The sequence below is a fragment of the Kitasatospora sp. NPDC003701 genome (genome assembly GCF_053587085.1).
Window position 1 is genome coordinate 15,782 of the sequence record NZ_JBSFNM010000059.1, and the last position, 25,832, is coordinate 41,613.

The following is a 25,832-nucleotide window of genomic DNA, read 5'->3' on the forward strand; positions in this document are numbered from 1 at the left end:
GGTCCGGCCCGCTACTTCAGACCGTTGTCCACCGCGGCCATCAGCTCGCCGTTCGGGGTGTCACCGTCGAAGGCCCAGACCATCGCGCCGGCCAGCCCCTGGGACTTGATCCAGGCGGTCTTGCGGGCGATCTCGATCGGGTCGTCGTAGGTGTAGAAGACGGACCCGTTGTAGATGTACGCGTGACCGGCCACCGGATCCCGGTAGATGGTGTAACCGCCGCCGGTGGCCATCTGCTTGAGCTTCTTGTAGTCCTCGAACCCGGCCTCGTAGGTGCCCGGGCCGGGGCCCGTGGCGGACTGGAACAGGCCGTTGGTGGTGCCGCGCGGCACACCCGTCCAGCCGCGTCCGTAGAACGGGATGCCCAGGGTCAGCTTGCTCTTCGGAGCGCCGCCGGTGACGTAGGCACCGATCGCGATCTCGGAGCTGAACTGGCGGTCCGGGGTGCTCGGGTCACCGGCCGCGAGCTTGATGGCGGACTGCTGGTTGGTGCTCATCTCCCAGCCGCCGTGGTAGTCGTAGCCCTGGATGGTGGCGAAGTCGAAGGCGCCGAACAGGCCGGGGATGTCGATGCCCGCGGTGATCTTCGCCGGGTCGGCCGGGAGGAAGGCGCTCAGCGTGTAGTGCTTGCCGGTGGTGGTGCCGAGCGCGTCCAGCTGGCGGCGGAACTCCTGGGCCAGCAGGGTGTAGTTGGCCTTGTCGGTGGGCCGGAAGATGTTCCCGTCGTGCCCGCCGGAGGCCGGCCACTCCCAGTCGAGGTCGATGCCGTCGAAGATGCCGGCCGCGCTGCCCGCGCCGCCGCGTCCGTCGATGACCGGCAGGTTGCCCTTGATGTACATGTCGATGCAGGAGCTGACCAGCGCCTTGCGGGAGGCGTCGGTGGCGGCCGCGTCGGAGAACCACTTGCTGTACGACCAACCGCCCAGCGAGATCTGGATCTTGAGGTTGGGGTACTTGGCCTTGAGCTGCTTCAGCTGGTTGAAGTTGCCGGCCAGCTTCTGGTCCCAGGTGTCGGTGGTGCCGGCCACCGAGCTGCCCGCGTCCCAGCCCTTGCCGAAGTCGGCCCAGGCGTCACCGGCTCCGTCACCCGCGTTCGGGTCGTTGTCCGGCCCGGCCGCCTTGTTGGTGATGAAGCACTGCTTGGTGGTCGGGTGGATGTTGGCGAAGGCGTAGTTGAGCGTGGTGAGGCGCCCGGCCGAGCCCGAGGTGTCGAGCTGCTTCACGCTGTAGCCGCGGGCGTAGATGCTCCACTGGGTGAAGTAGCCGATCTTCAGCGCGCCGGGGTTGCTCCCGCCGGGCTGGGTCTTCCCGCTCACCGCGTTCGAGGCCGGGGAGACGTTGCCGGCCGCGTCGCGGGCCTTGACGGTGAAGGTGTACGAGGTGTCCGGCGCCAGGTTGCCCACGGTGGCGGAGGTGCCGGTGACGGTCGCGGCGAGCCCGGTGCCGTTGTAGACGTCGTAGGCGGTGACGCCGACGTTGTCGGTGCTGGCGCCCCAGGTGAGCGAGATGCTGTTGGCGTCCGAACCGGTGACGACCGGGGTGCCGGGGGTGCTCGGCGCCTGCTTGTCCGGGTCGGTCGGCGGCTTGGTGGTGGCGCTCACCGGTCCGGCGGCGGCCGAGTGGTTGCCCGCCGCGTCGAAGGCCTGCACGGTGAACTGGTAGGCGGTGCCGGCGGTCAGGCCCTGGACGGTGACGCCGGTGGCGCTGCCGTCCGTGGTGGCCACCTTGGTGGCGCCCTGGTACACGTCGTACCCGGTGACGGCGACGTTGTCGGTGCTCGCCGTCCAGGACAGGTCGACCGTGGTCTGGGTGGTGGTGCCGGCCTGGAGGTTGCCCGGTACCGTCGGCGCGGTCTGGTCCCCGCCGGTGCCGTCGCACGGCTGGCCGTTCAGCTTGCAGTTCAGCAGCGGCTTGTAGGCGCCCGAATAGGCGATGTTGAAGCCGAAGTTGTACGTGCCGCCGGGCGGGAGGTTGGCGGCCCAGCCGGGGTTCTTGACCGTGACGTGCGAACTCGCCGTCGTGTAGCTCGCGTTCCAGAGCGAGGCGACCGTGTTGGCGGCCGGCAGGTCGAACTCCAGGGTCCAGCCGTTGATGGCGGTGCTGGAGCCGTTGGTGATGGTGTAGCTGCCCTCGTAGCCGCTGCCCCAGTCGCTGCCCTTGGTGAACGCCGCGGTGGCGGACCCGGCGGCGTGGGCGGCGGTGCTGGGCAGGGAGACGGCGAGCAGCGGGACGATCAGGGTCCCGGCGGCCAGCAGCGGCAGCTTGATCCGACGTCTGCGCATGGGTGTGGCTCCTGTCCTGGGGCCTCCGGGCATGCCGGGTCGCCCCGTTACCTGTGGGGAGGTGTCAGGTGCGTGGAGCAGCGTGCGGGAGCTCCGGGCCGTGGGGCGGCGCGGAGCCGGAGACCTCGGGCCGTCGGGGTGCCGTGAGGATCCTGTGCTCCCCGAGGGTAGGGAGCCGGTCGGCAACTGGCAATAGGTCTGTACCAGTTGGCGGTTGTGAACATGGCAGGCGATGGTGCGGAGCCGGCGGCCGCCCCTGGTGGGACGGCCGCCGGCTCCGGTCCCGGCTCGGTTTCGGCCCCGGTCTCGGGACCGGCCTCCGCCTTGGGACCGGCCTTGCTCTCGGGACCGGCCCCGGTCTCAGCCGAAGGGGCTGGTCTCCGGCGCGGCGGCCGGTGCGGCCTCGGGCGCGGCGGGGGCGAGGTCCTCGGGCGGCAGCGGGGCGAAGGGGTTGAAGTCCGGCGGCGGCACCATCACGGGGGTGCCCTTGGGCCGGCGCCGCGGGTCGTCCGGCTCGCCCTCGGCCACCTGATCGGCGGTCGGCAGGGTGACGGTCGGCGCGGGAACGGCCGGCGGGGCGGTGGGCGGCGGCGGGACGGCGGCGGGCTGCTGCGGGAGGGTGGTGCCGAACGGGTCCTTCGGCACGTCCGCCGTCACCGTGCCGAACGGGTCGACGGCCTGGACGGCGGTCGGTGCGGCCTCCGGGGCGGCGGGGGTGAGGCTGTCGGGCGGCAGCGGGGCGAAGGGGTCGAAGTCCGGCGGCGGCACCATCACGGGGGTGCCCTTGGGTCCGCGGTCCGGGTCGTCCTCCGCCTGCGGCACGGTGGCGTCGGCGAGCGTCGCGGCCTGCGGGGCGAACGGGTCGAAGTCCGGCGGCGGCACCATGACCGGGGTGCCCTTGGGCCGGCGCTCGGCGGCCTCCGGGCTGTCGTCCGGCACCAGGAGGGGCTCGGCGGGCGTCGGGTCGGCGACCGGGGCGAAGGGGTTGAAGTCGGCGGGGGGAATCCGCACCGGTGTGCCGCGCAGGTGGACCGGCAGCGGCGTGGCGTCGGCGGGCGGCTCCTCGGCGGACGCGAACGCGGGCGCGGGTTCGGACGCGGGCTCGGTGGCGGCGGGGAAGGGCTCGGCCGGTACGCCCCGGGCGGGCGTCGCGGTCGCCACCGGCGTGAAGGCGTGCGCCGGCGGGGTGAGCTGCCCGGCCACGCCGTCCCAGCCGAACTGCACGCTCTTCAGCAGCTCGGCGAAGGCCTCCGTGTACAGGTCCCAGTCCTGCGGCTGAGCGGTCGCGAGCTGGACGCAGAGCACCGAGACGCCGTCCGGCAGCGGGACGAACGCCTCCACCACCGAGGTGACCGCCCAGCGCCGCCGGCCGTCGGCGGCCAGCGGAGCGGGGACGGGGACGCTGCGGCCCTCGACCAGGACGGCGGCCGGGCCGGCCGGCAGCAGCACCGTCCAGACCTCGGCGTGCCGGCGGACGGTGGCCAGTTCGGTGGCGAGCCCGGCGATCGGCAGCGGGTGCCGGGCGAGCGAGACCACCAGGGTGGCGTCGGTCGGGCGACCGGCCACCTCCAGGGCGCAGACGCCGGCGTAGACCGTGCCCGAGGTGGTGATGGCGTCGGCCAGGGAGGCGGCGATCACCGCGAAGTCGCGGCGCGGCGCCGGACCGGTGCCGCTGAACAGCTCTTCGGCGACCTCGGCCAGATGCGCGGTCAGCTCGGCGGCGGCCGCGCCGGTGGCCGGGTCGAGGCCCTTGACGGTGGCCACGGCGTCCGCGCCGGTGGGCACGGTACGGGCGGAGACGCCGACCGGGCCGCCGGGGGAGGTCAGCGGGTGGAAGCCGGGCGGGACGACCAGGCGGACCTCGGCGCCGGCGCCGGTGGCCAGCTCGACCGGCTGGCGGGTCTGCTGCCCGGCGGCGAGCGCCGCCAGCGCGGCGGCGAACGGCGGGCGCAGCTCGGGGGCGGCGATCTCGCCGGCCACCGGAAGCTCGAACAGTGCGGCCGAGGGGGTGCCCCGGTCGGCCACCGCGCCGCGGACCGGGCCGCCGCCGTAGCGGGCCAGCAGCGCCTCGCCGGCCGGCTCGGCCAGCGGGGCTCCGGTGCCCGGGCGGGCCGTGCCGGCGGTGACCACGGTGCCGAGCCGGTCGACGGCGTCGTGCACCGGGCCGTTGGGCGCCAGCGGAAGGTTGAACAGGGCCTCGGCCGCCGGGTGGGCGCCGCCGCGCAGTGCCGTCAGCGAAGCCGCCGGGTGGCGCGAGGTGTGCTTGTCGAAGAGGCCTTCGGTGAGCGCGCCGAGCGTCGCGGACACCTGCTCGGCCGGGGCGAAGGGATTGGCCTCCGCGCTGAACTGGCCGTCCTGGGTCAACTGATGAGCCCCCCGCTCTGCTGCGTGTGCGTTCGGTGGTTCGGTGGGTCCGGGCGCGCCGGTGACCGGCGCGCCGTCAGATTCCGGTCACATTCCTATCAGAGGCCGCCGCTGTGGCAGAACCGGCGTCCGGTCAGTTCGCGGGCTCGACCACCAGCGCGGCGACGGCGCCGGCGATGCCGGGGTCGGCGAACAGGACGGCGAGTTCGCGCACCAGCCGGCCGGTCGGGCCGTCGGGGCGCTCGGCGGCGAAGAAGCCGGCCAGCTCGGCGGCCAGCGCGGGCTCCCGGGCGGCGGTCAGGGTCAGGGCCGCCACGAACTCCTGGACCAGGTGGAGCTGGAGCTCCTCCAGCGGCACCGAGCGGTCGGCCAGCCACTCCAGCGAGGTGATCTCGGCGTTGGCGATCCAGGCGCGGACGGTCAGCCGCAGGCCCGGGCTGGGCGAGGGGACCGCCAGGTGGGACAGGATCTGGTCGTGCGCGGCCCGCCGGACCTCGTCGATCACCGCGGACGTCCCGGCGCTGGCCGCCACCGAGCCGCCGCGCAGCAGCGCGGCGAAGCCGGGGCCGTGGCTCTGCACGAAGTCCAGGTAGCGGCCCATCACCCGGTACAGCCGCTCGGAGAGCGGGCCGTCGGCCGGCTCCTCGAAGCGGCCGGCCAGCTCGCGGCCGGCCCGGCGCAGCGACTCCTCGTACAGCGCCTGCTTGCCGGGGAAGTAGTGGTAGACCAGCGGGCGGGAGGCGCCGGCGGCGGCCGCGATGTCGTCGATCGACACCTCCTCGGGCGGGCGCCGGCTGAACAGCTCCAGCGCGACGGCGATCAGCTGCTCGCGCCGCTCGTCCACGCTGAGCCGCCGGCGCGGCCGCTCGCCGCTCCGGTCGGCGCCCTTCCCGGCCGGGGTGCTCTCCTCGGCCGGGCTGCTCTCCTCGGCCGGGGCGCCCTGCCGGGCCCGGGTGTCCTGCTCGGCCCGGCCGCCCTTCCGGGCCCGGACGGGCGCGGGCGCGGTGGCGGGTGCCGTGGTGTCCGGCGTCGGGCCGCCCGGGGTGTCGGTGCTGCCGGCGGCCCGGGCGCCGCTCCGGCCGGTGCGCGGGGACGTGGGCGCCGCCGACGGCGTACGGGAAGCCATGGGCGCCACCCTATCCGCCCGGCGCGGCCGCCGTGGATCTTGCCCGGTGCCCGGCGGTACCCGGCTGCGGCCCTAGACCGCGCGCAGTTCCCGGTAGCGGCGGTAGGCCTCCAGGCCGTCCGGGACGAACGCGTCGCGGGCCAGCCGGGCGTCCAGCTCCGCCGGGGTCAGCCAGGCGTGCCAGGCGACCTCGGACTCCTGCGGCGCGACCGGGCCGTCCCACTGCGCCTCGTAGAGGTCGCACCACCAGGAGAGCCGCTCCTGCTCCTGCCGGAAGAGGAACTTGAGCAGCGGGCGGGGCTCGATCCCGCTGACGCCGAGCTCCTCCTCGGCCTCGCGGACCGCCGCGCTCGCGTACGTCTCACCGGCGCCGACCACTCCGCCGACGAACATGTCGTGGAAGCCCGGCGCGAACAGCTTGGTGTCGGTGCGCCGGTGAACGAAGATCCGTCCGGCCCGGTCACGGACCAGGATGAAGACGCAGCGGTGGGTCAGCCCCCGCCGGTACACCTCTCCGCGCGGGGCGGTCCCGATCACCCGGTCGTGCTCGTCGACGACGTCCAGCAGTTCTTCGGCAGGGTTGGTCATGACGGACAGGTTAGGGTTTCCGGGCCCGGTTCGAACGCGGGCACGACAGAATTCGGACGACTCCGGGTGGCGCGCGGTGGTGGAGATCTGGGGCGAGACGGCCGAGGGCTTCGAGCCCGTACGGGAGGCCTTCGCGCGGAACTTCCGCGAGTACGGCGAGCTCGGCGCGGCGTTCGCGCTGTACGTGCGCGGGCGCAAGGTGGTCGACCTGTGGGGCGGCGACGCCCGGCCCGAGGTCGGCGGGCGGCCCGCGCCGGCCGTGCCGTGGACGGCGGACACCGCGCAGGTGCTGCGCTCGGTCACCAAGGGCCTGACCGCCACCACGGCGCTGCTGCTGGCCGAGCGCGGGCAGCTCGACCTGGACGCGCCGGTCACCTCGTACTGGCCGGAGTTCGCGGCGGCGGGCAAGGGCGGCGTGCCGGTGCGCTGGCTGCTCTCGCACCAGGCCGGCGTGCCGGCGCTGGACGTGCCGCTGCGGCTGGAGGACGTGCTCACCTGGGAGCGGGCGGCCGCGGCCGTGGCCGCCCAGGCGCCCGCCTGGGAGCCCGGCACCGCGCACGGCTACCACCCCTACACGTTCGGCTGGCTGGTCGGCGAGGTGGTCCGCCGGGTGAGCGGGCGCACGGTGGGCCAGTACTTCGCCGAGGAGATCGCCCGGCCGCTCGGGCTCGACCTGTGGATCGGGCTGCCGGCCGGGGCCGCGCCGCGGGTCGGCCGGCTGGTGGACCTGCCCGCGCCGGAGGCCGCCCGGACCGGCCCGAGCGGGCTGCGGCTGCGTCCCAAGCAGGCGGTGCGGGACGCCTACCAGGACCCGGCCTCGCTGACCGCCCGGGCGTTCGCCTCGGTGCGGCCCGGCGTGGACCTCAACGATCCGGCGGTGCAGGCCGCCGAGATCCCCGGGGCGGGCGGGATCGGCACCGCGCGATCGCTGGCCCGCTTCTACGCGGCGCTCGTCGGCGCGGCCGACCGGCACGGCGGTGCGCCGGGGACGGCGCTGCCGCCGCTGCTGGGACCGGAGGTGCTGGCCCGCGCGGCCGGGCCGGTGGTCAGCGGGCCGGACCGGGTGCTGATCGTCAATTCGACCTTCGGCCTCGGCTTCTTCCGGCACGGCCCGACCGCGCTGATGGCCTCGCCGGCGAGCTTCGGCCACCCGGGCCGGGGCGGCTCGCTCGGCTTCGCCGACCCGGAGCTCGGCCTCGGCTTCGGCTACGTCACCAACGGCATGCAGCCCGGGGTGACGGGGGACGTCCGCTCCCGCCGGCTGATCCACGCGGTGCGCGGCTGCCTCGGGCTGTCCTGAGCGGCGTCAGGCTGTTCCGGGGGACGTCGGGCCGTCCTGAGCGGTGTCAGGCCTGGCCGGTCTCGAAGCGGCTGATCCGGTTGCCGTCGACGACGAAGCGCCAGGCGGTGCGCATCTCGCCCCAGGTCTCGTTGCTGTAGTTGGCGACCAGCGAGCGGCCGCCGTCCGCCTCGGACTGGACGTCCATGTGGCCGCGGCTGGAGAAGATCTCGCGGTCGATCCAGTCCGCCAGGTCGCGGTCGGAGCCGTCGTCGGACATCGTGGCGTCCTCGGTGAGCAGGGCGACGAAGGCCGCTCGGTCGCCCGCGTTGATCGCGGCGACGGCGGCGCGGACGGTCGGGTCGGAGAGCTTGGCGATGGCGATGGTCATGAGGTCTCCCGGAGGTGAAGGGACGGGACTCCTGTCTAAGGCGTCCGCCGGGCGTGTCCGGGCATGTCGGCGGCGCGTCGGTGATTTTCGATATTCATGTGCTTAGATCCCGATATGGGCGATTTGCTCGTAGAAGGGAGCCCCATGGGTCCGGCCGAACTGCTCGTCCTGACGTTCCCCCAGCAGACCATCACCGTCGAGGCGGCCACCGCGCTCGGCAAGCTGCGCACCGGGGGTGACGTCCGGGTGATCGACTCCCTGGTGGTCACCCGCCACCCGGACGGGGAGGCGACCTACGGCGAGCTCGCGGACTTCGAGGACCTGCGGGGCGTCGTCCCGGACGGGCACGCCGCGCTGCCGCTGATCGGACCGGAGGACGCCCAGGAGGCGGCCGAGCTGCTGACGCCGGGAACGGTGGCGCTGCTGGTGCTGATCGAGCACGTCTGGGCGCAGGAGGGCGCCGAGGCGCTGCGCGCGGTCGGCGGGCGGATCGCCTCGGGCGTCCGGATCCCGCCGGAGCACATCGACGAGGCCGTCCGCGCCGCCGAGGCGCACCGCGCGGCCGGGAAGTGAGGACGCCATGTTCCGACCTCTGCGCCCGATCCGTCCGGTGCGGGTGATGCGGCCGGTGGGCGCGCCCTTGGTGCGCGGGCTGGTGGTGGGCGGCGCCGCGTACGCGGCGGGCCGCAGCGCGGCCGGCCGCCGGCAGGGCGAGCTGGACCAGAACGAGGCGATCGCCCAGCTGCAGGCCCAGCAGGCCCAGCAGGCCCAGCAGGCCGGGCCGCCGGTGCCGGCCGCCGTGCCGGCGGGTGCACAGGCCGGAGCGCAGGCCGGTGCGCAGGCCGGTGCGCCGGACATCGCCGACAAGCTTTCCGACCTGGGCCGGCTGGCCCAGCAGGGCCTGCTCACCCCCGAGGAGTTCGCGACGGCCAAGGCGCGGCTGCTCGGGGTGTGAGCTCGGGAGAAACGCGGTGGGGCACCTCGAACGGGGTGTCGCGCCGCGGACCACGGGGAGTGGTTGCGGAGTGGGAAGTCGGCCGGTTCGACTTCCCACTCCGCGTTTTCGTGTCACCGGGGCCGCCGCCCGCGGGCGCTGCGCCCGCCGCGGCCCGGAAGCGGTGGTCTAGAAGAAGCCGAGGGCGTCGGGGGAGTAGCTCACCAGCAGGTTCTTGGTCTGCTGGTAGTGCTCCAGCACCGCCTTGTGGGTCTCGCGGCCGATGCCGGAGTTCTTGTACCCGCCGAAGGCCGCGTGCGCGGGGTAGAGGTGGTAGCAGTTGGTCCAGACCCGCCCGGCCTGGATGGCCCGGCCGGCCCGGTAGGCGGTGTTGCCGTCCCGGCTCCAGACGCCCGCGCCGAGCCCGTACGGGGTGTCGTTGGCCTGGGCGATGCCGTCGTCGAAGTCCTCGAAGCGGGTGACCGCGAGGACCGGGCCGAAGATCTCCTCCTGGAAGATCCGCATGCTGTTGACGCCCTCGAACACGGTGGGTGTCACGTAGTAGCCGCCGGCCAGCGACCCGCCGAGGTCGGCCCGCTCACCACCGGTCAGCACCTTGGCCCCCTCGGCCTGGCCGATCTCGATGTACGAGAGGATCTTCTTCAGCTGGTCGTCGCTGGCCTGCGCGCCGACCTGGGTCTCGGTGTCCAGCGGATTGCCCTGGCGGATGGTCCGGACCCGCTCCAGGCCGTCGGCGAGCAGCCGGTCGTAGACCGCGGACTGGATCAGCGCCCGGCTCGGGCAGGTGCAGACCTCGCCCTGGTTGAGGGCGAACATCGCGAAGCCCTCCAACACCTTGTCGTAGAAGGCGTCCTGTTCGGCCGCGACGTCGGCGAAGAACAGGTTGGGGCTCTTTCCGCCGAGCTCCAGCGAGACCGGGATCAGGTTGCCGCTGGCGTACTGGGAGATGAGCCGGCCGGTGGTGGTCTCGCCGGTGAAGGCGATCTTGCGGATGCGGCTGCTGGATGCCAGCGGGCGGCCGGCCTCCAGGCCGTAGCCGTTGACCACGTTGAGCACGCCGGGCGGCAGCAGGTCCGCGGTCAGCTCGGCCAGCAGCAGGATCGACGCCGGGGTCTGCTCGGCGGGCTTGAGCACCACCGCGTTGCCGGCCGCCAGCGCCGGGGCGAGCTTCCAGACCGCCATCAGGATCGGGAAGTTCCACGGGATGATCTGGCCGACCACGCCCAGCGGTTCGTGGAAGTGGTACGCCACGGTGTCCTCGTCCAGCTGGGAGAGGCCGCCCTCCTGGGCGCGCAGGGCACCGGCGAAGTAGCGCAGGTGGTCGACGGCCAGCGGCAGGTCGGCGGCCAGCGTCTCGCGCACCGGCTTGCCGTTGTCCCAGCTCTCGGCGACCGCCAGCTCCTCCAGGTGATCGGCTATCCGGTCGGCGATTCGCAGCAGCACCTGGGCGCGGTCGGCGGGCGGGGTGCGGCCCCAGGCCGGGGCGGCGGCGTGGGCGGCGTCGAGGGCGGCCTCGATGTCCTCGGCGGTGCCGCGGGCGATCTCGGTGAAGACCTCGCCGGTGACCGGGCTGGGGTTCTCGAAGTACTCACCGCGGACCGGCGGCGTCCAGCGGCCGCCGATCCAGTGCTCGTAGCGGGACCGGTAGGCGACGATGCTGCCGGGTTGCCCCGGGGACAGGTAGACCGTCATGTGGTGGGTGCCTCCTCGCGCTGTCGGGGGCGCCGCCGCGGCACGCGGGCCGGGCGGCGCGCCGGGCCGCGGACCGGCGGCCCGGCGGAGGGTACGGCCGCACACGCGGGCAGGGCGCCGCCGGGGCGCCCGCCGCTGGGCGTGTCGGACACGCCCTGGCACCCTAGCCGGGGACGGCGGCCGCGGCTACCGTCCGTACGGGAAGCGCCCACGGAGGGTGCGCGTTCCGGCCGATTTCCGCCGCCGGCCCCACCGGGTGCCGCGCCGGCTCCGGTCCGCGGCGGTCCGGTTCAGGCGGACTGGTAGCGGCCGGTGCGCGATTCCCAGCTGAGGTAGCCGGCCAGCCAGGTGACCAGGCCGTCGGCGTACCGGCCGGCGATCGCCCGCTCCACCCGGGCCAGGCCCAGCTCCCGGAAGACGTCGGGGAGTCGACCGTGCAGCTCGCGGCAGCGCTCGACCATCAGCTGGGCCTCGGCCATCACCACGGCGCAGGCCTCCTCGGCCGAGCAGCGGCGCTCGCGCTGCACGATCATCACCAGGTTGTTGACGTCGCCGCGCGGGGCCTCCAGCGGGAAGGACCGGACGTCGTTGCTGAGGGACGGTATGTCGGCGGCGAGCTGGCGGAGTTGACGCAGGACCGGGTGGTGGAGGACGGCGGCGGGCACCTCGAAGTTGCCGAGGCGCTCCACCATGTCGAAGATCGTCTCCATCGCGGCGGTGCCCCGCCGGAGCACCAGGTAGCCGTCGCGGTCCGGCGGTCGGTCGGAGATCCGCCCGGCGGCCTCGGCCGGGTGACTGGCCAGGTACCACTCCCAGTTGTAGGCCGCGCGGGCCTGCCAGCGGGCGGGCATGCCGCGCACGCTGCGGTCCCAGAGGTCGGCGAACGCCGTCTCGACGGGGGAGGAGGCGTCGGGGCGGGCGCCGTGCAGGACGGCGATCAGCCGCTCGCAGATCGGGGCGACCTCGGTGGGGCGGCGGCCCAGCGGTCCGTCGAACTGGTCGTCGAAGAGGAAGTAGAAGCCCATCAGGTCGGCGGCCAGGGCGAGTTCGTCCGGCCCGCTGTCGGGGTAGCCGAGGGCCGCGAGGTCGACCACGTCCCAGTGGGCGTAGGACGGGTGGGCCGGGTCGGGGAGCAGTGGGTGCCGGGTCAGCCAGGCGCGGTGCAGCTCGGTGGCGTAGGGGCCGTGGGGGCTGCGGCGGTGCGGGAACGGAAGCTGAAGTGAGGTGTCGTCAGACATCGGACTCCCGGTGCGGCGGAGGGTGGGGGCGCTGGCGGTACTGGTGCTGATTGTGGGGGAGTTGGCGCGAAGTGTTCCCACGGGGGTGGCCCGCATGGCAAGATCAACTCGATGAGAATGCCGTAGAGTATCTGATGCAATGATCGGACGTTAGGGATATAGGGCAATTGCCCTTGGCAAGCCGTCCGAACCCTCAATCTCCGCCCCAGCCTGCGCGAATGCCACGCAACGCGCCCCCGGCGGCGCTAATCTCGGCTCCACGGGCAGGGAACAGCGAGGCGGAGGCACGACGGTGACCGAGCAGGGACACGAACTTCGGGCGGGGGCGGTCACCGGCGGGCGGGAGACGGACGCCCTGTCACCCCGGGTCAGGCTGCGCGACCGCGATGCCGAACTCCGCTCGGCCGAGGCCTCGGTGGAGAAGCTCTGCCGCGAGTTCGCCGCCGGCGGCACCGAGATCGGCGAGCTGCTCACCTTCTCCGGCCGGCCCGGTATCGGCAAGACCAGTCTGCTCCACGAGGTCCGCCGGATCGCCAAGCTGCGCGAAGGCGCCACGGTGCTCTTCGCACGCGGCGGCGAACGCCAGTTCAACGAGCCGTACCACGTCCTGCGCCAGCTGCTCCAGCCCGTCCTCGGCAGCCTCGAACCCGATGTGTTCCGCCAGGTGATGGGCACCTGGGAGGAGGTCGTCGGACCGGCCATGGGCCTCAAGCAGCCGAAGTCCGGGGCCCGGCGCCTCGACCCGCAGGGCGTGCGCGACGGCCTCGACTACGTCCTCACCCAGCTCGCCCCGCGCCGTGCCCCGCTGGTGATGATCGTCGACGACCTGCACTGGGCCGACCTCGAATCGCTCGGCTGGCTCACCCAGTTCGCCGTCCGGGCGCGTGAACTGCCCGTCCTGCTGGTCTTCGCCTACCGGGAGGACGCCGCCGACTGGCAGCCCGAGGCCCAGGAGCAGCGGACCGCGGTCACCGGGCTCGCCACCCGCCGGCACGAGCTGAGCCGGCTCTCGCTGGTCTCCGTCACCGACATGATCCGCGCCGAGTTCGGGGCGAAGGCCGAGGACTCCTTCTGCTACGAGTTCTGGAACGTCGTCAACGGCAACCCGTACGAGGCCGTCGCCCTGCTCGACCAGGTCCGTGACCAGGACCTCGACCCGGTCGAGGAGAACTCCCAACAGCTGCGCGAACTCGCCGTCGACGCCACCGGGATGACCCTCAAGGGCTGGTTGGACCGGCTCGGCGCCACCACCCTGCGGTTCGCCTGGGCCGCCGCCATGCTCGGCACCGACATCCGGCCCGACCTCGCCGCCCGGATCTCCACCCAGAGTGCCGAGGGCTCCCGCGAATCCATCAAGCAGCTGCGCCGCCAGCGGGTCCTCACCCAGACGCCCAACGGGAACCTGGAGTTCGTCCACCCGCTGATCGGCAGCTCGATCTACAACACCATGCCGGAGTCCACCCGCACCGGCATGCACGGCGTGGCCGCCGCCGAGATCGAGCACGCCGGACTCGGCCTGCTTGCCGCCTCCCGCCACCTGGTCGAGACCTTCCCCGGCGAGGGCGACGACCGCACCGTCCGCAAGCTGCGCCGGGCGGCGCAGGAGCACCTGCTGATCGGCGCGCCCGAGGCCGCCCAGCGCTGCCTGCACCGCGCGCTCGCCGAGCCGCCGGACGACGAGGACCGCGCCGAGGTGCTCTACGAGCTCGGCTGCTCCGCCCTGCTGACCGACCCCGTCGCCACCGTCAACCAGCTGCGGCTCGCGCTCGACCCCGAGGAGGGTCCGCTGCGCCCCGCGCTGCGGGTGGACGCGACCTTCCGGCTCTCGGAGGTGCTCGCGCACAGCGGCCAGCTCGGCGAGGCCGCCCGGGTCTGCCAGGAGGAGGCCGAGAAGACGGTCGACGACCCGGCCGGGCGGCTCCGGCTGGAGGCCGCCTCGTTCATGTGGCACGCCTACCGCAAGTCCGAGGAGAACGGGCCGGCCCGCTCCGAGCGGCTGGGCGCGCTCTGCCGCAGCCTCACCGGCCGCGAGGCCGCCGACCGGGCGGTCCTCGCGCTGCGCACCTGGGACCTCACCCTGCGCGGCGAGCCCTCCGCCGAGGTGCTGCGCCACGCCGACCAGGTCCTCGACCAGGGCCGGCTGCCCAAGGGCCTCGGTTGGACCGACAACACCTGGGGCTTCGAACTGCCCGCCACGCTCGGCCTCTCGTACACCTACAGCGACCGCATCGCCCAGGCCGAGCGGCTGTTCGGGGACGCCATCGTCCAGTTCGAGGTGGCCGGCTGGAGCGGTGCCCACCGCGGCTTCGCGTACTTCCTGATGGGCCTGGCCCGGTTCCGCCGCGGCCTGCTCGCCGAGGCGGAGGACTTCCTGCGCCGCGCCCTGCGGCTCTCCGAGCGGATCGGTCCGAAGCTGCCGCTCGCCTGGGACGCGGTCGGTGTCCTGGTGGACACCCTGATCGCCCGCGGCCGGATCAACGAGGCCTGGGAGCTCGCGAGCGGGTTCGGCTTCAGCCCGCCGTACCACGAGACCGCGATGGTGCTGCCGGACGCCGCCTCCTTGTACGGCAAGCTGCTGCTCGCCAAGGGCCGCAACGCCGGGGCCGCCGCCGCGCTCACCGAGGCCGGTGCCCAGCTCGACGCCCGGGGCTGGCACAACACGGTCTGGGCGCCCTGGGCCGGCCACCTCGCCATCGCGCTCGCGGCGGACGAGCCCGAGCGCGCCCGCATGTACGCGGAGCGGTCCGTCCGGGACGCCCGCCGGTTCGGCACCGCCTCGGCGATCGGCACCGCGCTGCGGCTGCACGCCCAGATCGAGGACGGCCAGCAGGCGGTGGAGCTGCTGGAACAGGCCGTGCGGCACCTCGGCCAGTCGCCCGCCGGCTACGAGCACGCCGTCGCCCTGGTGGACCTCGGTGCCGCGCTGCGCCGGGTCGGCCGGCTGGAGGACGCCCAGGAGTACCTGTACCAGGGCATCGAGCTGGCCCAGCACTGCGCCGCCGACGGCCTGGTCGAGCAGGCCCGCCGCGAGCTGGCCAACTACGGCCTGCGGCCCAACCGGCTGGGGGACGTCCGGGAGATGCTCAGCCAGCCCGAGTGGGACGTCGCCCGGCTGGCCGTCCGGGGTGTGCCGCCGCAGCGGATCGCCGAGGAGCTGGGGGTCCACCTGAGCCTGGTCAACCGCCGGCTGGCGGCCGTCTACCGCAAGGCGGGCAGCGGGCCGGACGGCCTGGCCTCGGCGCTCGGCATGCCGCCCGAGCAGCGCGACGGCACGGCGGACTAGCGCGTCCGCCCCGGCGTTCGGCCCGTGCGGCTCGGAACGACGCGGCGGGAACAGCTCGACGGAAGCAGCCCGGCGGGAACAGCCCGGCGGACGGAGGCGGCGCAGCGGCGCGCGGGAGCGTCAGGAGCGCCCACGCCGCCGCCCCGCTGACTAGGCTGGCCCACGGGGCTGCGGGCCCCGGACGGACCCGGTACCAGGGGCCGCGGCACGCCGCGGCCGCCAGTGAGGAGCAGGCCATGGCGACCCCGGCGAACGGCTCGCAGCCGACGAGTGTGCGGCGCGAACCCCTCGAACCCGCGGGCGCGGGCGCCGCGATCGAGCGCTGGACCCTGCGGGCCGGCCCGTACGAGGCGAGCGTGCTCACCCTCGGCGCCACCCTGCACACCCTGAGCGCCCCCGACCGCGCCGGCCGGTCCGGCCAACTGCTGCTCTCCTCCGACCGGTTGGCCGACATCCTCGGCCCGGCCCGGCACTACGGCACCGTCGTCGGCCGCTACGCCAACCGCATCGACGGCAGCCGGGTGACCATCGACGGGGAGGAGCACCCGCTCGCCCCGACCGGCGACGGTGTGACCCTGCACGGCGGCCCGGACGGCTTCGCGCACCGGATGTGGGAGGCCGAGCAACTGCCCGCCGGCGTCCGGCTGCACCTGCACAGCCCCGACGGCGACCAGGGCTTCCCCGGCGCGCTCGACGTCACCGTCGAGTACACGCTGAGCTCCGCCGGCGAGCTGACGATCGCCTACCGCGCCGTCACCGGTGCGCCGACCGTGATCAACCTGACCAACCACGCGTACTTCAACCTGGCCGGCGAGGGCAACGGGGACGTCCTCGGCCACCTGCTCACCCTCGACGCCGACGCCTACACCCCGGCCGACGCGCGCCAGATCCCCTACGGCCGGACCGAGCCGGTGGCCGGCACGCCGTTCGACTTCACCGTCGCCCGGCCGATCGGCAAGTCGGTGCACGACGACCACCCGCAGCTGACCGGGCCCGGCGGCTACGACCACAACTGGGTGCTCCGCCCGCGCCCGGCCGACGGCACTCCGGCCCGGGCGGCGCTGCTGGAGGACCCGGTCGGCGGCCGCACGCTGGAGGTGCTGACCACCGAACCGGGACTCCAGGTCTACACGGCCAACAAGTTCCAGGGCGCGGTGACCGGCGCGAGCGGAGTCCCGTACGGGCCGTTCGCCGGGGTCGCGCTGGAGACCCAGCACTTCCCGGACTCCCCGCACCACCCGGAGTTCCCCCGCACCGAGCTGCGGCCCGGGGAGGAGTTCCGCTCGACGACGGTGCTGCGCCTCGGCGTGAGCTGAGCCGGACCGGGGTGAGGCCCGGCCGGTGGCGAGGCCCGGCCGGTGGTGACGCCCGGCCGGTGGTGGGGCCCGGTCGGTGGTGACGCCCGGCCGGTGGTGAGGCCCGGCGCCGGTGGCGAGGCCCGGTCGGTGGTGAGCCGGCCGGGCCGGGCCGTCAGCGCGCCGGGAGCTCCCGGCGCATGCAGAGCCGGGGCCAGCGGTCCAGGCCGTGCTCGGCCTCCCGGCGGCGGATCTCCCGCAGACCGGGGGTGACCTCGCCGGCGGTGAGCGGCCGGAAGCCGCAGCGGGCGTAGTAGGGCGCGTTCCAGGGCACGTCGGCGAACGTGGTGAGGGTCAGGGCGGGCGCGTCGGTGCCCGCGGCCAGGTGCTCGATCAGCGCCCGCCCGATCCCCCGGCGGGCGTGGCCGGGGTGGACGGAGACCTGTTCGATGTGCAGGGCGCCGTCCACCGGCTCGGCCAGCAGATAGGCGACGGGCGCGCCCCCGGCGTCCAGCGCGACCAGCGCGACGCCCTCGTCCAGGAAGTGGGCGAGCTCCTCCGGGGCGGGCGGCTCGTCCTGCGCGATCTCCGGCATCCCGATGGCCGCGAACGGCGCCCCGGCGGCCCGTTCGAGTGCGCACAGCAGCGGCAGTTCTTCCCGCGTGGCGGTTCTGATCAGCATGCGCCCAGTCTGCTGCAAGGGGCTTGCCGCAACCCAGCGTATTTTCCGCCCGGCCGAGCACCGGGGCGAAACGGACAAAGCACAACAGGACGTTCCACTGTCAACTACCGTGCGGCTACGTCCAGGACACGCGGGCGTAACGATCGGCGAATCTTGCAGAAACTTGCTGCAAGGACTTTCGGTGATGATTGCGCCGCTGTTAACTTCCTTCCAGCCCGACGGCAGCAACGGTGCGGTCGGCGCGAGGCAGCCATTATGCGCCTGTCTCGCAACATCTCGGGCACCCCCACCCTCCCAAGGAGTTCTCATGCGGCGTGGCATCGCGGCCTCTGCCCTCGTTGTGGCCCTCGCGGTCTCGATGGCTGCCTGTGGCAGCAGCGGCTCCAGCTCGGACGGCAAGGCCGACGGGCCGGTCACCCTCACCTACTGGGACACGTCGAACGCGACCAACGAGGCGCCGAACTACCAGGAGCTCACCAAGAAGTTCGAGGCCGCCAACCCGAACGTCAAGGTCGACTTCGTCAACGTGCCGTTCGACCAGGCGCAGAACAAGCTCCAGACCGCCATGGGGGCCAAGGGCGCTCCGGACGTGTTCCGCTCCGAGGTCGGCTGGACCGCCGCCTTCGCCAAGGCCGGCTACCTGGAGCCGCTCGACGGCACCCCGGCCGCCGCCGACTCCGCCGCCTTCCAGCCCACGCTGATCCAGCAGGCCAAGTACGAGGGCAAGATCTACGGCATCCCGCTGGTCACCGACACCCTGGGCCTGCTCTACAACAAGGAGCTCTTCACCAAGGCCGGCATCACCGCCCCGCCGAAGACCTGGGACGAGCTGAAGACCGCCGCCGCCACCGTCAAGGACAAGGCCGGCGTGGACGGCTTCTGGCTGAAGGCCGCCGACGGCTACTACGCGATGCCGTTCCTGTTCGGCGAGGGCACCGACACCGTCGACGCCGCCGGCAAGAAGATCACCATCGCCTCGCCCGAGGCCGTCAAGGGCATCGAGACCTACAAGTCGCTGTTCACCGCGCCGGGCACCGCCAAGGCCGACGTCACCACCGACGCCTACGCGCACATGATGGACGCCTTCAACAGCGGCAAGGTCGCGGCGATCATCCAGGGCCCCTGGGAGATCACCAACATCTACAAGGGCTCCGCGTTCGCCGACAAGACCAACCTCGGCATCGCCCCCGTCCCGGCCGGCTCCGCTGGCAAGGCCGGCGCCCCCACCGGCGGTCACAACATCTCCGTCTACGCGGGTGCGGACAAGGCCCACAAGGCCGCCGCCGAGAAGTTCGCCGCCTTCATGACCTCGGCCGAGAGCCAGGCCTTCATCGCGCAGAAGAACTCCACCCTGCCGACCCGCGCCGACGCCTTCACCCCCGAGGTCAAGGCCGACCCCGGCATCGCCGGCTTCCAGGCCGTGCTCACCAGCGCCAAGCCGCGCCCCGAACTCCCCGAGTACAGCTCGCTGTTCGCCTCGCTCGGCACCAACCTCGGCAAGGTCGTCCAGGGCACCGGCACCCAGGACGGTCTGAACACCGTCGCCACCGACTACGCCAAGCTCCTCCCGGGCTTCGCCAAGTAGTCCACCCGGCCGTCCGGCCCGCCGCCACCTCCCGGCGGGCCGGACGGCCAGACCCGTAGCAGCAGTCGCCGAAGCGAGGCGGCGGACCTCCTCCGAGAAGGTGTCGAACAATGTCAGTCGCCGTGCAGGGCGCCACCGGCCAGGGCAGCCGGGAGCGCGATCCGCGTCCGGGCCTGATGGAGCGCCTCAAGCGCTCGTACGCCAAGCACTGGTACGCCTACGCGATGATCGCGCCGGTCGTGCTGGTGCTCGGCGGGCTGGTGCTCTACCCGCTCGCCGAGGGCATCTGGCTCACCCTCACCGACGCCAACAGCCTCAACGCCGCCCGCACGATCGGCGTCAACGAGATCCCGGCCAGCTACCACTTCGTCGGCTTCGACAACTACGCCGACATCCTCTGGGGCCCGGGCTCGTACGACCGCTTCTGGTCGCACTTCGTCTGGACCATCGCCTGGACGGCGCTCTGCGTCTGCCTGCACTACACCATCGGCCTCGGCCTCGCCCTGCTGCTCAACCAGAAGCTGCGCGGCCGCGCCGTCTACCGGATGCTGCTGATCCTGCCCTGGGCCGTGCCGACCTTCGTCACCGTCTTCTCCTGGCGCCTGATGCTCGCCGACGGCGGCGCCGTCAACGGCCTGCTCTCCGCCCTGCACCTGCCCGAGCCCGGCTGGCTCGACGACCCGGTGGCGCAGAAGGCGGCCGCGATCCTGGTCAACACCTGGGTCGGCGTGCCGTTCATGATGATCTCGCTGCTCGGCGGCCTGCAGTCGATCCCGGCCGAGCTGTACGAGGCCGCCGAGATGGACGGCGCCACCGCCTGGCAGCGGTTCCGCCACGTCACCCTGCCCGGGCTGCGCACCGTCTCCTCGACCGTGGTGCTGCTCGGCGTGATCTGGACGTTCAACCAGTTCGCCGTCATCTTCCTGCTGTTCGGCGCCAACGGCGCGCCCGACGCCCAGCTGCTGGTCACCTGGGCCTACCGGCTCGGCTTCGGCCAGCAGCCCCGGGACTACGCGCAGTCCGCCGCGTACGGCGTGATCCTGCTGTCCATCCTCATCGTCTTCACCTCCTTCTACCGGCGCTGGCTCGCCCGCAACGAGCAGGCCAACGGCTGACGCCGACCGGTAACCAAGCGACCCACGAAGGCAGGTAACCCCGATGAGCACCACCACCGAACGACCCACCGTCCTCGCCGCCCCGGTGGCGGCCGCCAAGCCGGCCAAGGCCCGCCGCCGCGGCGAGTCCGGCCCGCTGGGCAAGGCGCTGGCCCACGGCGCCCTGATCCTGGCCAGCCTGATCGCGCTGTTCCCGGTGGTCTGGATCCTCTACGTCTCGCTCGGCCCGGACAAGACCGACTACCTCCACCCCGGCGAGATCCTCGACAAGATGACGCTGTCGAACTACCACAAGGTGCTGTTCGACACCGACTTCTTCACCTGGTTCGGCAACGCGTTCCTGGTCTCCGGGGTGACCACGGTGTTCGGCGTGCTGATCGCCGCCACCACCGGCTACGCCGTCTCCCGGATGCGCTTCCCCGGGCACAAGCCGCTGATGTGGTCGCTGCTGGTCACCCAGATGTTCCCGATCGCGGTCCTGATCGTTCCGATGTACACGATCCTCTCCGAAATCGGCCTGCTGGACAGCTACCTCGGCCTGATCCTGGTGTACTCGACCACCACCGTGCCGTACTGCGCCTGGCTGCTGAAGGGCTACTTCGACACCATCCCGGTGGAGATCGACGAGGCCGGCCGGGTCGACGGGCTCACCCCGATCGGCACCTTCTGGCGGCTGGTCCTGCCACTGGCCAGGCCGGGCCTGGCGGTGGCCGCGTTCTACTCCTTCCTGACCGCCTGGGCCGAGGTGGCCTTCGCCTCCACCTTCATGCTCAGCTCCGACAAGTACACCCTGGCCGTCGGCCTGCAGACCTTCGTCAGCGAGCACGACGCCCAGTGGAACCTGATGGCGGCCACCGCGGTCCTGATCGCGATCCCGTCCTCGGTCCTCTTCTACCTGGTGCAGCGTCACCTGGTCACCGGTCTGACCGCCGGCGCCTCCAAGTCCTGACCTGCCGCTCTCTAGTCCCAAGGGATACCGTCCATGACCCAGAACCTGGCCGACACCTCCCGGCCCGCCGCCGACGCCACCGCTCACGAGGCAAGCACCGGCGCGTCGAGAGGCTGGTGGCGGGATGCGGTCATCTACCAGGTGTACCCGCGCAGTTTCGCCGACTCCAACGGTGACGGCATGGGCGACCTGCCCGGCATCCGCAGCCGTCTGCCCTACCTGCGCGACCTCGGCGTGGACGCCGTCTGGCTCTCGCCGTTCTACGCCTCCCCGCAGGCCGACGCCGGCTACGACGTGGCCGACTACCGCGCGGTGGACCCGATGTTCGGCACCCTGCTGGACGCCGACGCGCTGATCCGCGACGCGCACGGGCTGGGCCTGCGGATCATCGTGGACCTCGTCCCCAACCACTCCTCCGACCGGCACGAGTGGTTCCAGCGCGCGCTGCGCGAGGGCCCGGCCTCCCCGCTGCGCGAGCGCTACCACTTCCGCCCCGGCAAGGGCGAGAACGGCGAACTGCCGCCCAACGACTGGGAGTCCATCTTCGGCGGCCCGGCCTGGACCCGCACCGGGAACCCCGACGGCACCCCCGGCGACTGGTACCTGCACCTGTTCGCCCCCGAGCAGCCCGACTTCAACTGGGAGAACCCGGCCGTCGCCGACGAGTTCCGCTCGATCCTGCGGTTCTGGCTGGACATGGGCGTCGACGGCTTCCGGATCGACGTCGCCCACGGCCTGGTCAAGGCCCCCGGCCTGCCCGACATCGGCGGCGGCGACCAGCTCAAGCTGCTCGGCAACGACATCATGCCGTTCTTCGACCAGGACGGCGTGCACGAGATCTACCGCAGCTGGCGGAAGATCCTCGACGAGTACCCGGGCCAGCGGATCGGCGTCGCCGAGGCGTGGACCCCGACCGTCGAGCGCACCGCCAACTACGTCCGCCCCGACGAGCTGCACCAGGCCTTCAACTTCCAGTACCTGGGCACCTCCTGGGACGCCGCCGAGCTGCGCTCGGTGATCGACCTCTCGCTCGACTCGATGCGCCCGGTCGACGCCCCCACCACCTGGGTGCTCTCCAACCACGACGTCACCCGGCACGCCACCCGCTTCGCCAACCCGCCGGGCCTGGGCACCCAGATCCGCACCCCCGGCGACCGGGGGCTCGGCCTGCGCCGGGCCCGCGCCGCCACCCTGCTGATGCTCGCGCTGCCCGGCTCCGCGTACGTCTACCAGGGCGAGGAGCTCGGCCTCCCGGACGTCACCGACCTGCCCGACGAGGTCCGCCAGGACCCGTCCTTCTTCCGCAAGGCCGGCCAGGACGGCTACCGCGACGGCTGCCGGGTGCCGATCCCGTGGTCCGGCACCGAGGCGCCCTACGGCTTCGGCCCGACCGCCGGCGGCCCCAGCTGGCTGCCGCAGCCCGCCGAGTGGGCCGGGCTCAGCGTCGAGGCGCAGACCGGCGACCCGACGTCGACCCTGGAGCTGTACCGCAGCGCGCTGGCCGTGCGCCGGGAGCAGCCCGGGCTGGGCGCCGGCACCGAGGTCGAGTGGCTGGACGGGCCCGAGGGCACCCTGGTCTTCCGCCGCGGCTCCTTCGTCTGCACGGTGAACGCCACCGCCGAGCCGGTGCGGATACCCGCGCCCGGCCGGCTGCTGCTCTCCTCCGCGGACGCCGTGGCGGACACCGTGCCGGTCGGCGGCGAGACGGTGCTCGCTCCGGACAGCACCGACTGGTGGGCGGTCTGACGTGGTTGCAATAGGCTCTGGGACCGTGACTACGGCGCGACTCTCAGACATCGCGGCGCAGGCGGGGGTCAGCGAAGCCACCGTCTCCCGCGTACTCAACGGCAAGGCGAACGTCTCCGCCGCCACCCGGCAGACCGTGCTGGCGGCGCTGGACGTGCTCGGCTACGAGCGGCCGACCCGGCTGCGCCAGCGCAGTGCGGGCCTGATCGGGCTGATCACCCCGGAACTGAGCAACCCGATCTTCCCGGCGCTGGCCCAGGTGATCGAGCAGGTGCTGAGCCGGCACGGCTACACGCCGGTGCTCTGCACCCAGACGCCCGGCGGCTCCACCGAGGACGAACTGGTGGAGATGCTGGTCGACCGGGGCGTGGCGGGCATCGTCTTCGTCTCCGGCCTGCACGCCGACACCACCGCCGACCACGACCGGTACGCCCGGCTGACCGGCCGGCAGGTGCCGTTCGTGCTGATCAACGGCTTCAGCGAGAAGATCGACGCGCCGTTCATCTCGCCGGACGACCGGGCCGCGATGTGGATGGCCGTCCAGCACCTGGCCGAACTCGGCCACGAGCGGATCGGTCTCGCGGTCGGTCAGAAGCGGTACGTCCCGGTGCTGCGGAAGATCGAGGGCTTCACGGCGGCGATGCGGGAGGTGTTGGGGCGGACCGAGGAGCAGGCCCGGGAGCTCGTCCACCACACGCTGTTCAGCGTGGAGGGCGGGCACGCGGCGGCCGGCGCGCTGCTCGACAAGGGCTGCACGGCGATCGTCTGCGGCAGCGACATGATGGCGCTCGGCGCGATCCGCGCGGTGCGCCAGCGGGGCCTGTCCGTCCCGCAGGATGTCTCGGTGGTCGGTTTCGACGACTCGCCGCTGATAGCTTTCACCGAGCCGCCGCTGACCACCATCCGCCAGCCGGTCGAGGCGATGGCCACCGCGGCCGTCGACGCCCTGCTGGAGGAGGTGGGCGCGAACGCCGCCCAGCGCGGGGAGTTCATGTTCCAGCCGGAGCTGGTGATGCGCGGTTCCACGGGCGCCTGCGCCCGCTGAGACGAGACCGGGGCCCCGGAGAGCCGTTCGTGCTCTCCGGGGCCCCGTCGTGTCCGCCCTCAGCCCTCCTGCGCGGTCGGGCGCCGGCGGCCGGTCCGCTGTCCGTCGGCGGCGTCGCCGGTCCGGCTCCCGGTGCGCCGCCCCCGGGCCAGGTGGTCGAGCAGGATCAGCTCGACGGCGGCCTGCCGGCTCCTGGTGCCGGAGAGCATCATCGCGTCGATCGCGGGATCGGCGTCGAGCGTGACGGTGACCCGGGCCATGTGACTCCTCCTCGGGTGCGGAGCAGCGGCATGCCCGCCGGGGTCGGGGGCCGACCACGGCCCGGCCGTCCCGCGGACGGGCGCGCCGCAGCCCCCGGGGAGGAGCGACCGGACTCTCCCCGGGGGCTGCGGCGGGTGCGCGGGCCGGATCGGCCCGCGCACGAGGGATCAGACCCGGCCGGCGAAGTCCGGGGCCCAGTTGGCGATGGTCTGGGTCCGCACGCCCGAGCTCGGGTTGGCGGCCTCGACGTACTTGCCGTCGCCGATGTAGAGCGCGACGTGGTAGACGCCCGAGTCCTGGCCGTTGTTGGACCAGAACAGCAGGTCGCCCGGCTTGAGGGCGTCCAGCGAGACGTGGGTGCTGGCGGCGGCCTGGTCGGCGGCGACGCGCGGGACGGAGATGCCCGCGGCGCGCAGCGCGGCCTGGGTCAGACCGGAGCAGTCCCAGCCGCCGTTGCCGGTGCCGCCGTAGACGTAGGCCTGGCCGACCTTCGACTGGGCGAAGGAGACCGCGGCGGCCATGCTGCCGGTGGCGGCCTGGGCCGGAGCCTGGGCCGTCTCCTGGGCGGCGGGCTTGGCGGCCGGGGCCTGGGTCTGCGCGGCCGGCGCGGCGGCGGTCGCGGTGGAGCCGGCGGCCTGGCCGGTCGCGCCCGAGGAGCGGTTGAACCAGTCGAAGCCCTGGCCGGACCCGTTCGAGGCCTGGGCCTTGGCGCGGTCACCCAGGCTCAGGTGCTGGCCCGGGTAGATGACGTGCGGGCCGGCGGTGAGGGAGCCGCGGTTGAGCTCGTACAGCCGCTCCCAGCCGCCCTGGATGTTGTTCTTGTCGGCGATCGAGGACAGCCAGTCGCCGGCGACCACGGTGTAGTCGTCGGACGTGGCCCGGGAGTCCTGGCCGTCGCCCTGGCGGTGGTACTGCTGCCAGTTCTGACCGCCCTGCGACTGCTGGGCGGAGTCGGCGGCCGGGGTCTCGGTGGCGGCCTTCGGAGCCGCCTTGGGCGCGGCCGGCTTGGCGGCGGGGGCCTGGGTCTGCGCCGGGGCCGGGGCGGCCTTCGGGGCGGCCGGCTTGGCGGCGGTGGAGGTGTCGACGGCGGCCGGGGTGCCGCCCTTGGTCAGACCGGCCTGGACCGAGCAGACGGGCCAGGCGCCGGGGCCCTGGGAGGCGAGCACCTTCTCGGCGATCGCGATCTGCTGGTCCTTGGTGGCGAGGTCGGCGCGGGCGGCGTACGCGGTGCCGCCGAACGCCGCCCAGGTGCTGCTGGTGAACTGGAGGCCGCCGTAGAAGCCGTTGCCGGTGTTGATGCTCCAGTTGCCGGTGCTCTCGCACTGGGCGACCTTGTCCCAGGTGGCGACGGAGGCCGCGGAGGCGGAGCCGGCGGTGAGGCAGGGGACGGTGAGGCCGATGCCGACGACGCCGAGGGTGGCGATCGCGCGGCGGGTGCGGCCGGACAGGCGGGTGCCGTTGGTGGGCAGCATGAAGACGCGGTCCTCTCCCACGCCTGCGAGGTGAGCTGTCGGATTCGGGCTGGAGTTGCCCGGCCGCGCTGTGGACGCGGCTTCACCCCTAGCCCCGAACCGGTACGAGTACCGGTCCCGGGCGACTTACCTGTGGTTCCCCCGCTCCTGCCGTGGTGCGTTCTGCGCTGCCAGCGCACCCGACGGCAGGACTCGGCGTTGCGGGTGAGCTGGGTCCGTGTGGCCACGAACGGGGAGCACGTTAAGCAGACTTAAGTTCAAACCGCAAACATGTGTGACGCTCGTCACGGTTTACGAAAGAGGTGGTGAATGGCTGTCCACCATGATCAGAAATGACCGATTTCCGGCAACGCCCGTCGGGGTCACGGCAACTGCCTATGCTTCAGGACGTCAGGATCGACGCGGCCGCCCGGGGGGAGGGCTACGCAACGATGGCCATGGACGAGGACCCGGAGGCCGGTCGGCCGGCTGCGCGACCGCGCGG

20 protein-coding genes and 1 riboswitch are annotated in these 25,832 nt (G+C 73.4%); of the genes, 10 read left to right on the forward strand and 10 right to left on the reverse strand.

Annotated features, from left to right (window positions below):
• Nucleotides 1-11: 11 nt before the first annotated feature.
• The 4 genes from ACWDRR_RS35760 to ACWDRR_RS35775 form a co-directional block, all read right to left on the reverse strand.
• Complete coding sequence (locus ACWDRR_RS35760; RefSeq protein ID WP_449776431.1) at nucleotides 12-2,282, reverse strand: glycosyl hydrolase family 18 protein; 2,271 nt, start codon at nucleotides 2,280-2,282, stop codon at nucleotides 12-14.
• 360 nt (nucleotides 2,283-2,642) lie between these two features.
• On the reverse strand, nucleotides 2,643-4,646 hold the full coding sequence (locus ACWDRR_RS35765; protein ID WP_449776432.1) for a hypothetical protein: 2,004 nt from the start codon (nucleotides 4,644-4,646) through the stop codon (nucleotides 2,643-2,645).
• 133 nt (nucleotides 4,647-4,779) lie between these two features.
• Complete coding sequence (locus ACWDRR_RS35770; protein ID WP_449776433.1) at nucleotides 4,780-5,772, reverse strand: TetR/AcrR family transcriptional regulator; 993 nt, start codon at nucleotides 5,770-5,772, stop codon at nucleotides 4,780-4,782.
• A gap of 72 nt (nucleotides 5,773-5,844) precedes the next feature.
• Nucleotides 5,845-6,360: an NUDIX hydrolase gene (locus tag ACWDRR_RS35775; protein ID WP_449776434.1), complete on the reverse strand. Its 516-nt coding sequence runs from the start codon at nucleotides 6,358-6,360 to the stop codon at nucleotides 5,845-5,847.
• 76 nt (nucleotides 6,361-6,436) lie between these two features.
• On the opposite strand from ACWDRR_RS35775, the gene ACWDRR_RS35780 reads away from it, so the two are divergent.
• Nucleotides 6,437-7,660 (forward strand): serine hydrolase domain-containing protein, encoded by a 1,224-nt coding sequence (locus ACWDRR_RS35780; RefSeq protein ID WP_449776435.1) that lies wholly within the window; start codon nucleotides 6,437-6,439, stop codon nucleotides 7,658-7,660.
• A 46-nt stretch (nucleotides 7,661-7,706) separates the two neighbouring features.
• On the opposite strand, the gene ACWDRR_RS35785 is transcribed toward ACWDRR_RS35780, so the two are convergent.
• A complete protein-coding gene (locus ACWDRR_RS35785; RefSeq protein ID WP_449776436.1) occupies nucleotides 7,707-8,030 on the reverse strand; it encodes a nuclear transport factor 2 family protein in 324 nt (107 codons plus the stop codon).
• Nucleotides 8,031-8,174: 144 nt separating this feature from the next.
• On the opposite strand from ACWDRR_RS35785, the gene ACWDRR_RS35790 reads away from it, so the two are divergent.
• Nucleotides 8,175-8,603 (forward strand): DUF6325 family protein, encoded by a 429-nt coding sequence (locus ACWDRR_RS35790; protein WP_449776437.1) that lies wholly within the window; start codon nucleotides 8,175-8,177, stop codon nucleotides 8,601-8,603.
• Between the two features lie 7 nt (nucleotides 8,604-8,610).
• Nucleotides 8,611-8,985 (forward strand): SHOCT domain-containing protein, encoded by a 375-nt coding sequence (locus ACWDRR_RS35795; RefSeq protein WP_449776438.1) that lies wholly within the window; start codon nucleotides 8,611-8,613, stop codon nucleotides 8,983-8,985.
• A 168-nt stretch (nucleotides 8,986-9,153) separates the two neighbouring features.
• Here ACWDRR_RS35795 and exaC read toward each other — a convergent pair whose 3' ends face one another.
• Together exaC and ACWDRR_RS35805 are read right to left on the reverse strand one after the other, a co-directional pair.
• Nucleotides 9,154-10,677 (reverse strand): acetaldehyde dehydrogenase ExaC, encoded by a 1,524-nt coding sequence (exaC, locus tag ACWDRR_RS35800; protein WP_449776439.1) that lies wholly within the window; start codon nucleotides 10,675-10,677, stop codon nucleotides 9,154-9,156.
• Between the two features lie 290 nt (nucleotides 10,678-10,967).
• Complete coding sequence (locus ACWDRR_RS35805) at nucleotides 10,968-11,915, reverse strand: terpene synthase family protein (protein ID WP_449776440.1); 948 nt, start codon at nucleotides 11,913-11,915, stop codon at nucleotides 10,968-10,970.
• Between the two features lie 292 nt (nucleotides 11,916-12,207).
• Here ACWDRR_RS35805 and ACWDRR_RS35810 point away from each other — a divergent pair, with 292 nt between their 5' ends.
• Nucleotides 12,208-15,198: an ATP-binding protein gene (locus tag ACWDRR_RS35810; RefSeq protein WP_449776441.1), complete on the forward strand. Its 2,991-nt coding sequence runs from the start codon at nucleotides 12,208-12,210 to the stop codon at nucleotides 15,196-15,198.
• A 236-nt stretch (nucleotides 15,199-15,434) separates the two neighbouring features.
• On the forward strand, nucleotides 15,435-16,514 hold the full coding sequence (locus tag ACWDRR_RS35815) for an aldose epimerase family protein (RefSeq protein WP_449776442.1): 1,080 nt from the start codon (nucleotides 15,435-15,437) through the stop codon (nucleotides 16,512-16,514).
• Between the two features lie 154 nt (nucleotides 16,515-16,668).
• Here ACWDRR_RS35815 and ACWDRR_RS35820 read toward each other — a convergent pair whose 3' ends face one another.
• Nucleotides 16,669-17,175, reverse strand: a complete 507-nt coding sequence (locus tag ACWDRR_RS35820; RefSeq protein ID WP_449776443.1) for a GNAT family N-acetyltransferase — start codon at nucleotides 17,173-17,175, stop codon at nucleotides 16,669-16,671.
• A 307-nt stretch (nucleotides 17,176-17,482) separates the two neighbouring features.
• Here ACWDRR_RS35820 and ACWDRR_RS35825 point away from each other — a divergent pair, with 307 nt between their 5' ends.
• The 5 genes from ACWDRR_RS35825 to ACWDRR_RS35845 all read left to right on the forward strand — a co-directional run bounded on the left by ACWDRR_RS35825 (nucleotide 17,483) and on the right by ACWDRR_RS35845 (nucleotide 23,615).
• Nucleotides 17,483-18,760 carry an extracellular solute-binding protein gene (locus ACWDRR_RS35825; protein WP_449776444.1) on the forward strand — a complete coding sequence of 426 codons (1,278 nt, stop codon included), beginning with the start codon at nucleotides 17,483-17,485 and terminating at the stop codon, nucleotides 18,758-18,760.
• Nucleotides 18,761-18,870: 110 nt separating this feature from the next.
• Nucleotides 18,871-19,875: a carbohydrate ABC transporter permease gene (locus tag ACWDRR_RS35830; RefSeq protein ID WP_449776445.1), complete on the forward strand. Its 1,005-nt coding sequence runs from the start codon at nucleotides 18,871-18,873 to the stop codon at nucleotides 19,873-19,875.
• Between the two features lie 43 nt (nucleotides 19,876-19,918).
• The gene (locus ACWDRR_RS35835) at nucleotides 19,919-20,824 is read left to right on the forward strand and encodes a sugar ABC transporter permease (protein WP_449776446.1); all 906 of its coding nucleotides are present in this window, start codon (nucleotides 19,919-19,921) and stop codon (nucleotides 20,822-20,824) included.
• A gap of 33 nt (nucleotides 20,825-20,857) precedes the next feature.
• Nucleotides 20,858-22,570: a glycoside hydrolase family 13 protein gene (locus ACWDRR_RS35840; RefSeq protein WP_449776447.1), complete on the forward strand. Its 1,713-nt coding sequence runs from the start codon at nucleotides 20,858-20,860 to the stop codon at nucleotides 22,568-22,570.
• 25 nt (nucleotides 22,571-22,595) lie between these two features.
• Nucleotides 22,596-23,615, forward strand: a complete 1,020-nt coding sequence (locus tag ACWDRR_RS35845; protein WP_449776448.1) for a LacI family DNA-binding transcriptional regulator — start codon at nucleotides 22,596-22,598, stop codon at nucleotides 23,613-23,615.
• A gap of 59 nt (nucleotides 23,616-23,674) precedes the next feature.
• Here the strand turns inward: ACWDRR_RS35845 and ACWDRR_RS35850 are convergent, their stop codons facing one another.
• Together ACWDRR_RS35850 and ACWDRR_RS35855 are read right to left on the reverse strand one after the other, a co-directional pair.
• A complete protein-coding gene (locus ACWDRR_RS35850) occupies nucleotides 23,675-23,875 on the reverse strand; it encodes a hypothetical protein (protein WP_449776449.1) in 201 nt (66 codons plus the stop codon).
• Nucleotides 23,876-24,043: 168 nt separating this feature from the next.
• Nucleotides 24,044-25,369, reverse strand: a complete 1,326-nt coding sequence (locus ACWDRR_RS35855) for a transglycosylase family protein (protein WP_449776450.1) — start codon at nucleotides 25,367-25,369, stop codon at nucleotides 24,044-24,046.
• Nucleotides 25,356-25,482, reverse strand: a riboswitch (cyclic di-AMP (ydaO/yuaA leader). It overlaps the preceding gene by 14 nt.
• Between the last annotated feature and the right edge of the window lie 350 nt (nucleotides 25,483-25,832).

Coding starts and splice junctions, on each gene's coding strand:
- ACWDRR_RS35760 (WP_449776431.1), bottom strand. CDS start 2,282: ATGCGCAGACGTCGGATCAAGCTGCCGCTGCTGGCCGCCGGGACCCTG.
- ACWDRR_RS35830 (WP_449776445.1), top strand. CDS start 18,871: ATGTCAGTCGCCGTGCAGGGCGCCACCGGCCAGGGCAGCCGGGAGCGC.
- ACWDRR_RS35825 (WP_449776444.1), top strand. CDS start 17,483: ATGCGGCGTGGCATCGCGGCCTCTGCCCTCGTTGTGGCCCTCGCGGTC.
- ACWDRR_RS35790 (WP_449776437.1), top strand. CDS start 8,175: ATGGGTCCGGCCGAACTGCTCGTCCTGACGTTCCCCCAGCAGACCATC.
- ACWDRR_RS35775 (WP_449776434.1), bottom strand. CDS start 6,360: ATGACCAACCCTGCCGAAGAACTGCTGGACGTCGTCGACGAGCACGAC.
- ACWDRR_RS35805 (WP_449776440.1), bottom strand. CDS start 11,915: ATGTCTGACGACACCTCACTTCAGCTTCCGTTCCCGCACCGCCGCAGC.
- ACWDRR_RS35835 (WP_449776446.1), top strand. CDS start 19,919: ATGAGCACCACCACCGAACGACCCACCGTCCTCGCCGCCCCGGTGGCG.
- ACWDRR_RS35840 (WP_449776447.1), top strand. CDS start 20,858: ATGACCCAGAACCTGGCCGACACCTCCCGGCCCGCCGCCGACGCCACC.
- exaC (WP_449776439.1), bottom strand. CDS start 10,677: ATGACGGTCTACCTGTCCCCGGGGCAACCCGGCAGCATCGTCGCCTAC.
- ACWDRR_RS35815 (WP_449776442.1), top strand. CDS start 15,435: ATGGCGACCCCGGCGAACGGCTCGCAGCCGACGAGTGTGCGGCGCGAA.
- ACWDRR_RS35785 (WP_449776436.1), bottom strand. CDS start 8,030: ATGACCATCGCCATCGCCAAGCTCTCCGACCCGACCGTCCGCGCCGCC.
- ACWDRR_RS35770 (WP_449776433.1), bottom strand. CDS start 5,772: ATGGCTTCCCGTACGCCGTCGGCGGCGCCCACGTCCCCGCGCACCGGC.
- ACWDRR_RS35850 (WP_449776449.1), bottom strand. CDS start 23,875: ATGGCCCGGGTCACCGTCACGCTCGACGCCGATCCCGCGATCGACGCG.
- ACWDRR_RS35795 (WP_449776438.1), top strand. CDS start 8,611: ATGTTCCGACCTCTGCGCCCGATCCGTCCGGTGCGGGTGATGCGGCCG.
- ACWDRR_RS35820 (WP_449776443.1), bottom strand. CDS start 17,175: ATGCTGATCAGAACCGCCACGCGGGAAGAACTGCCGCTGCTGTGCGCA.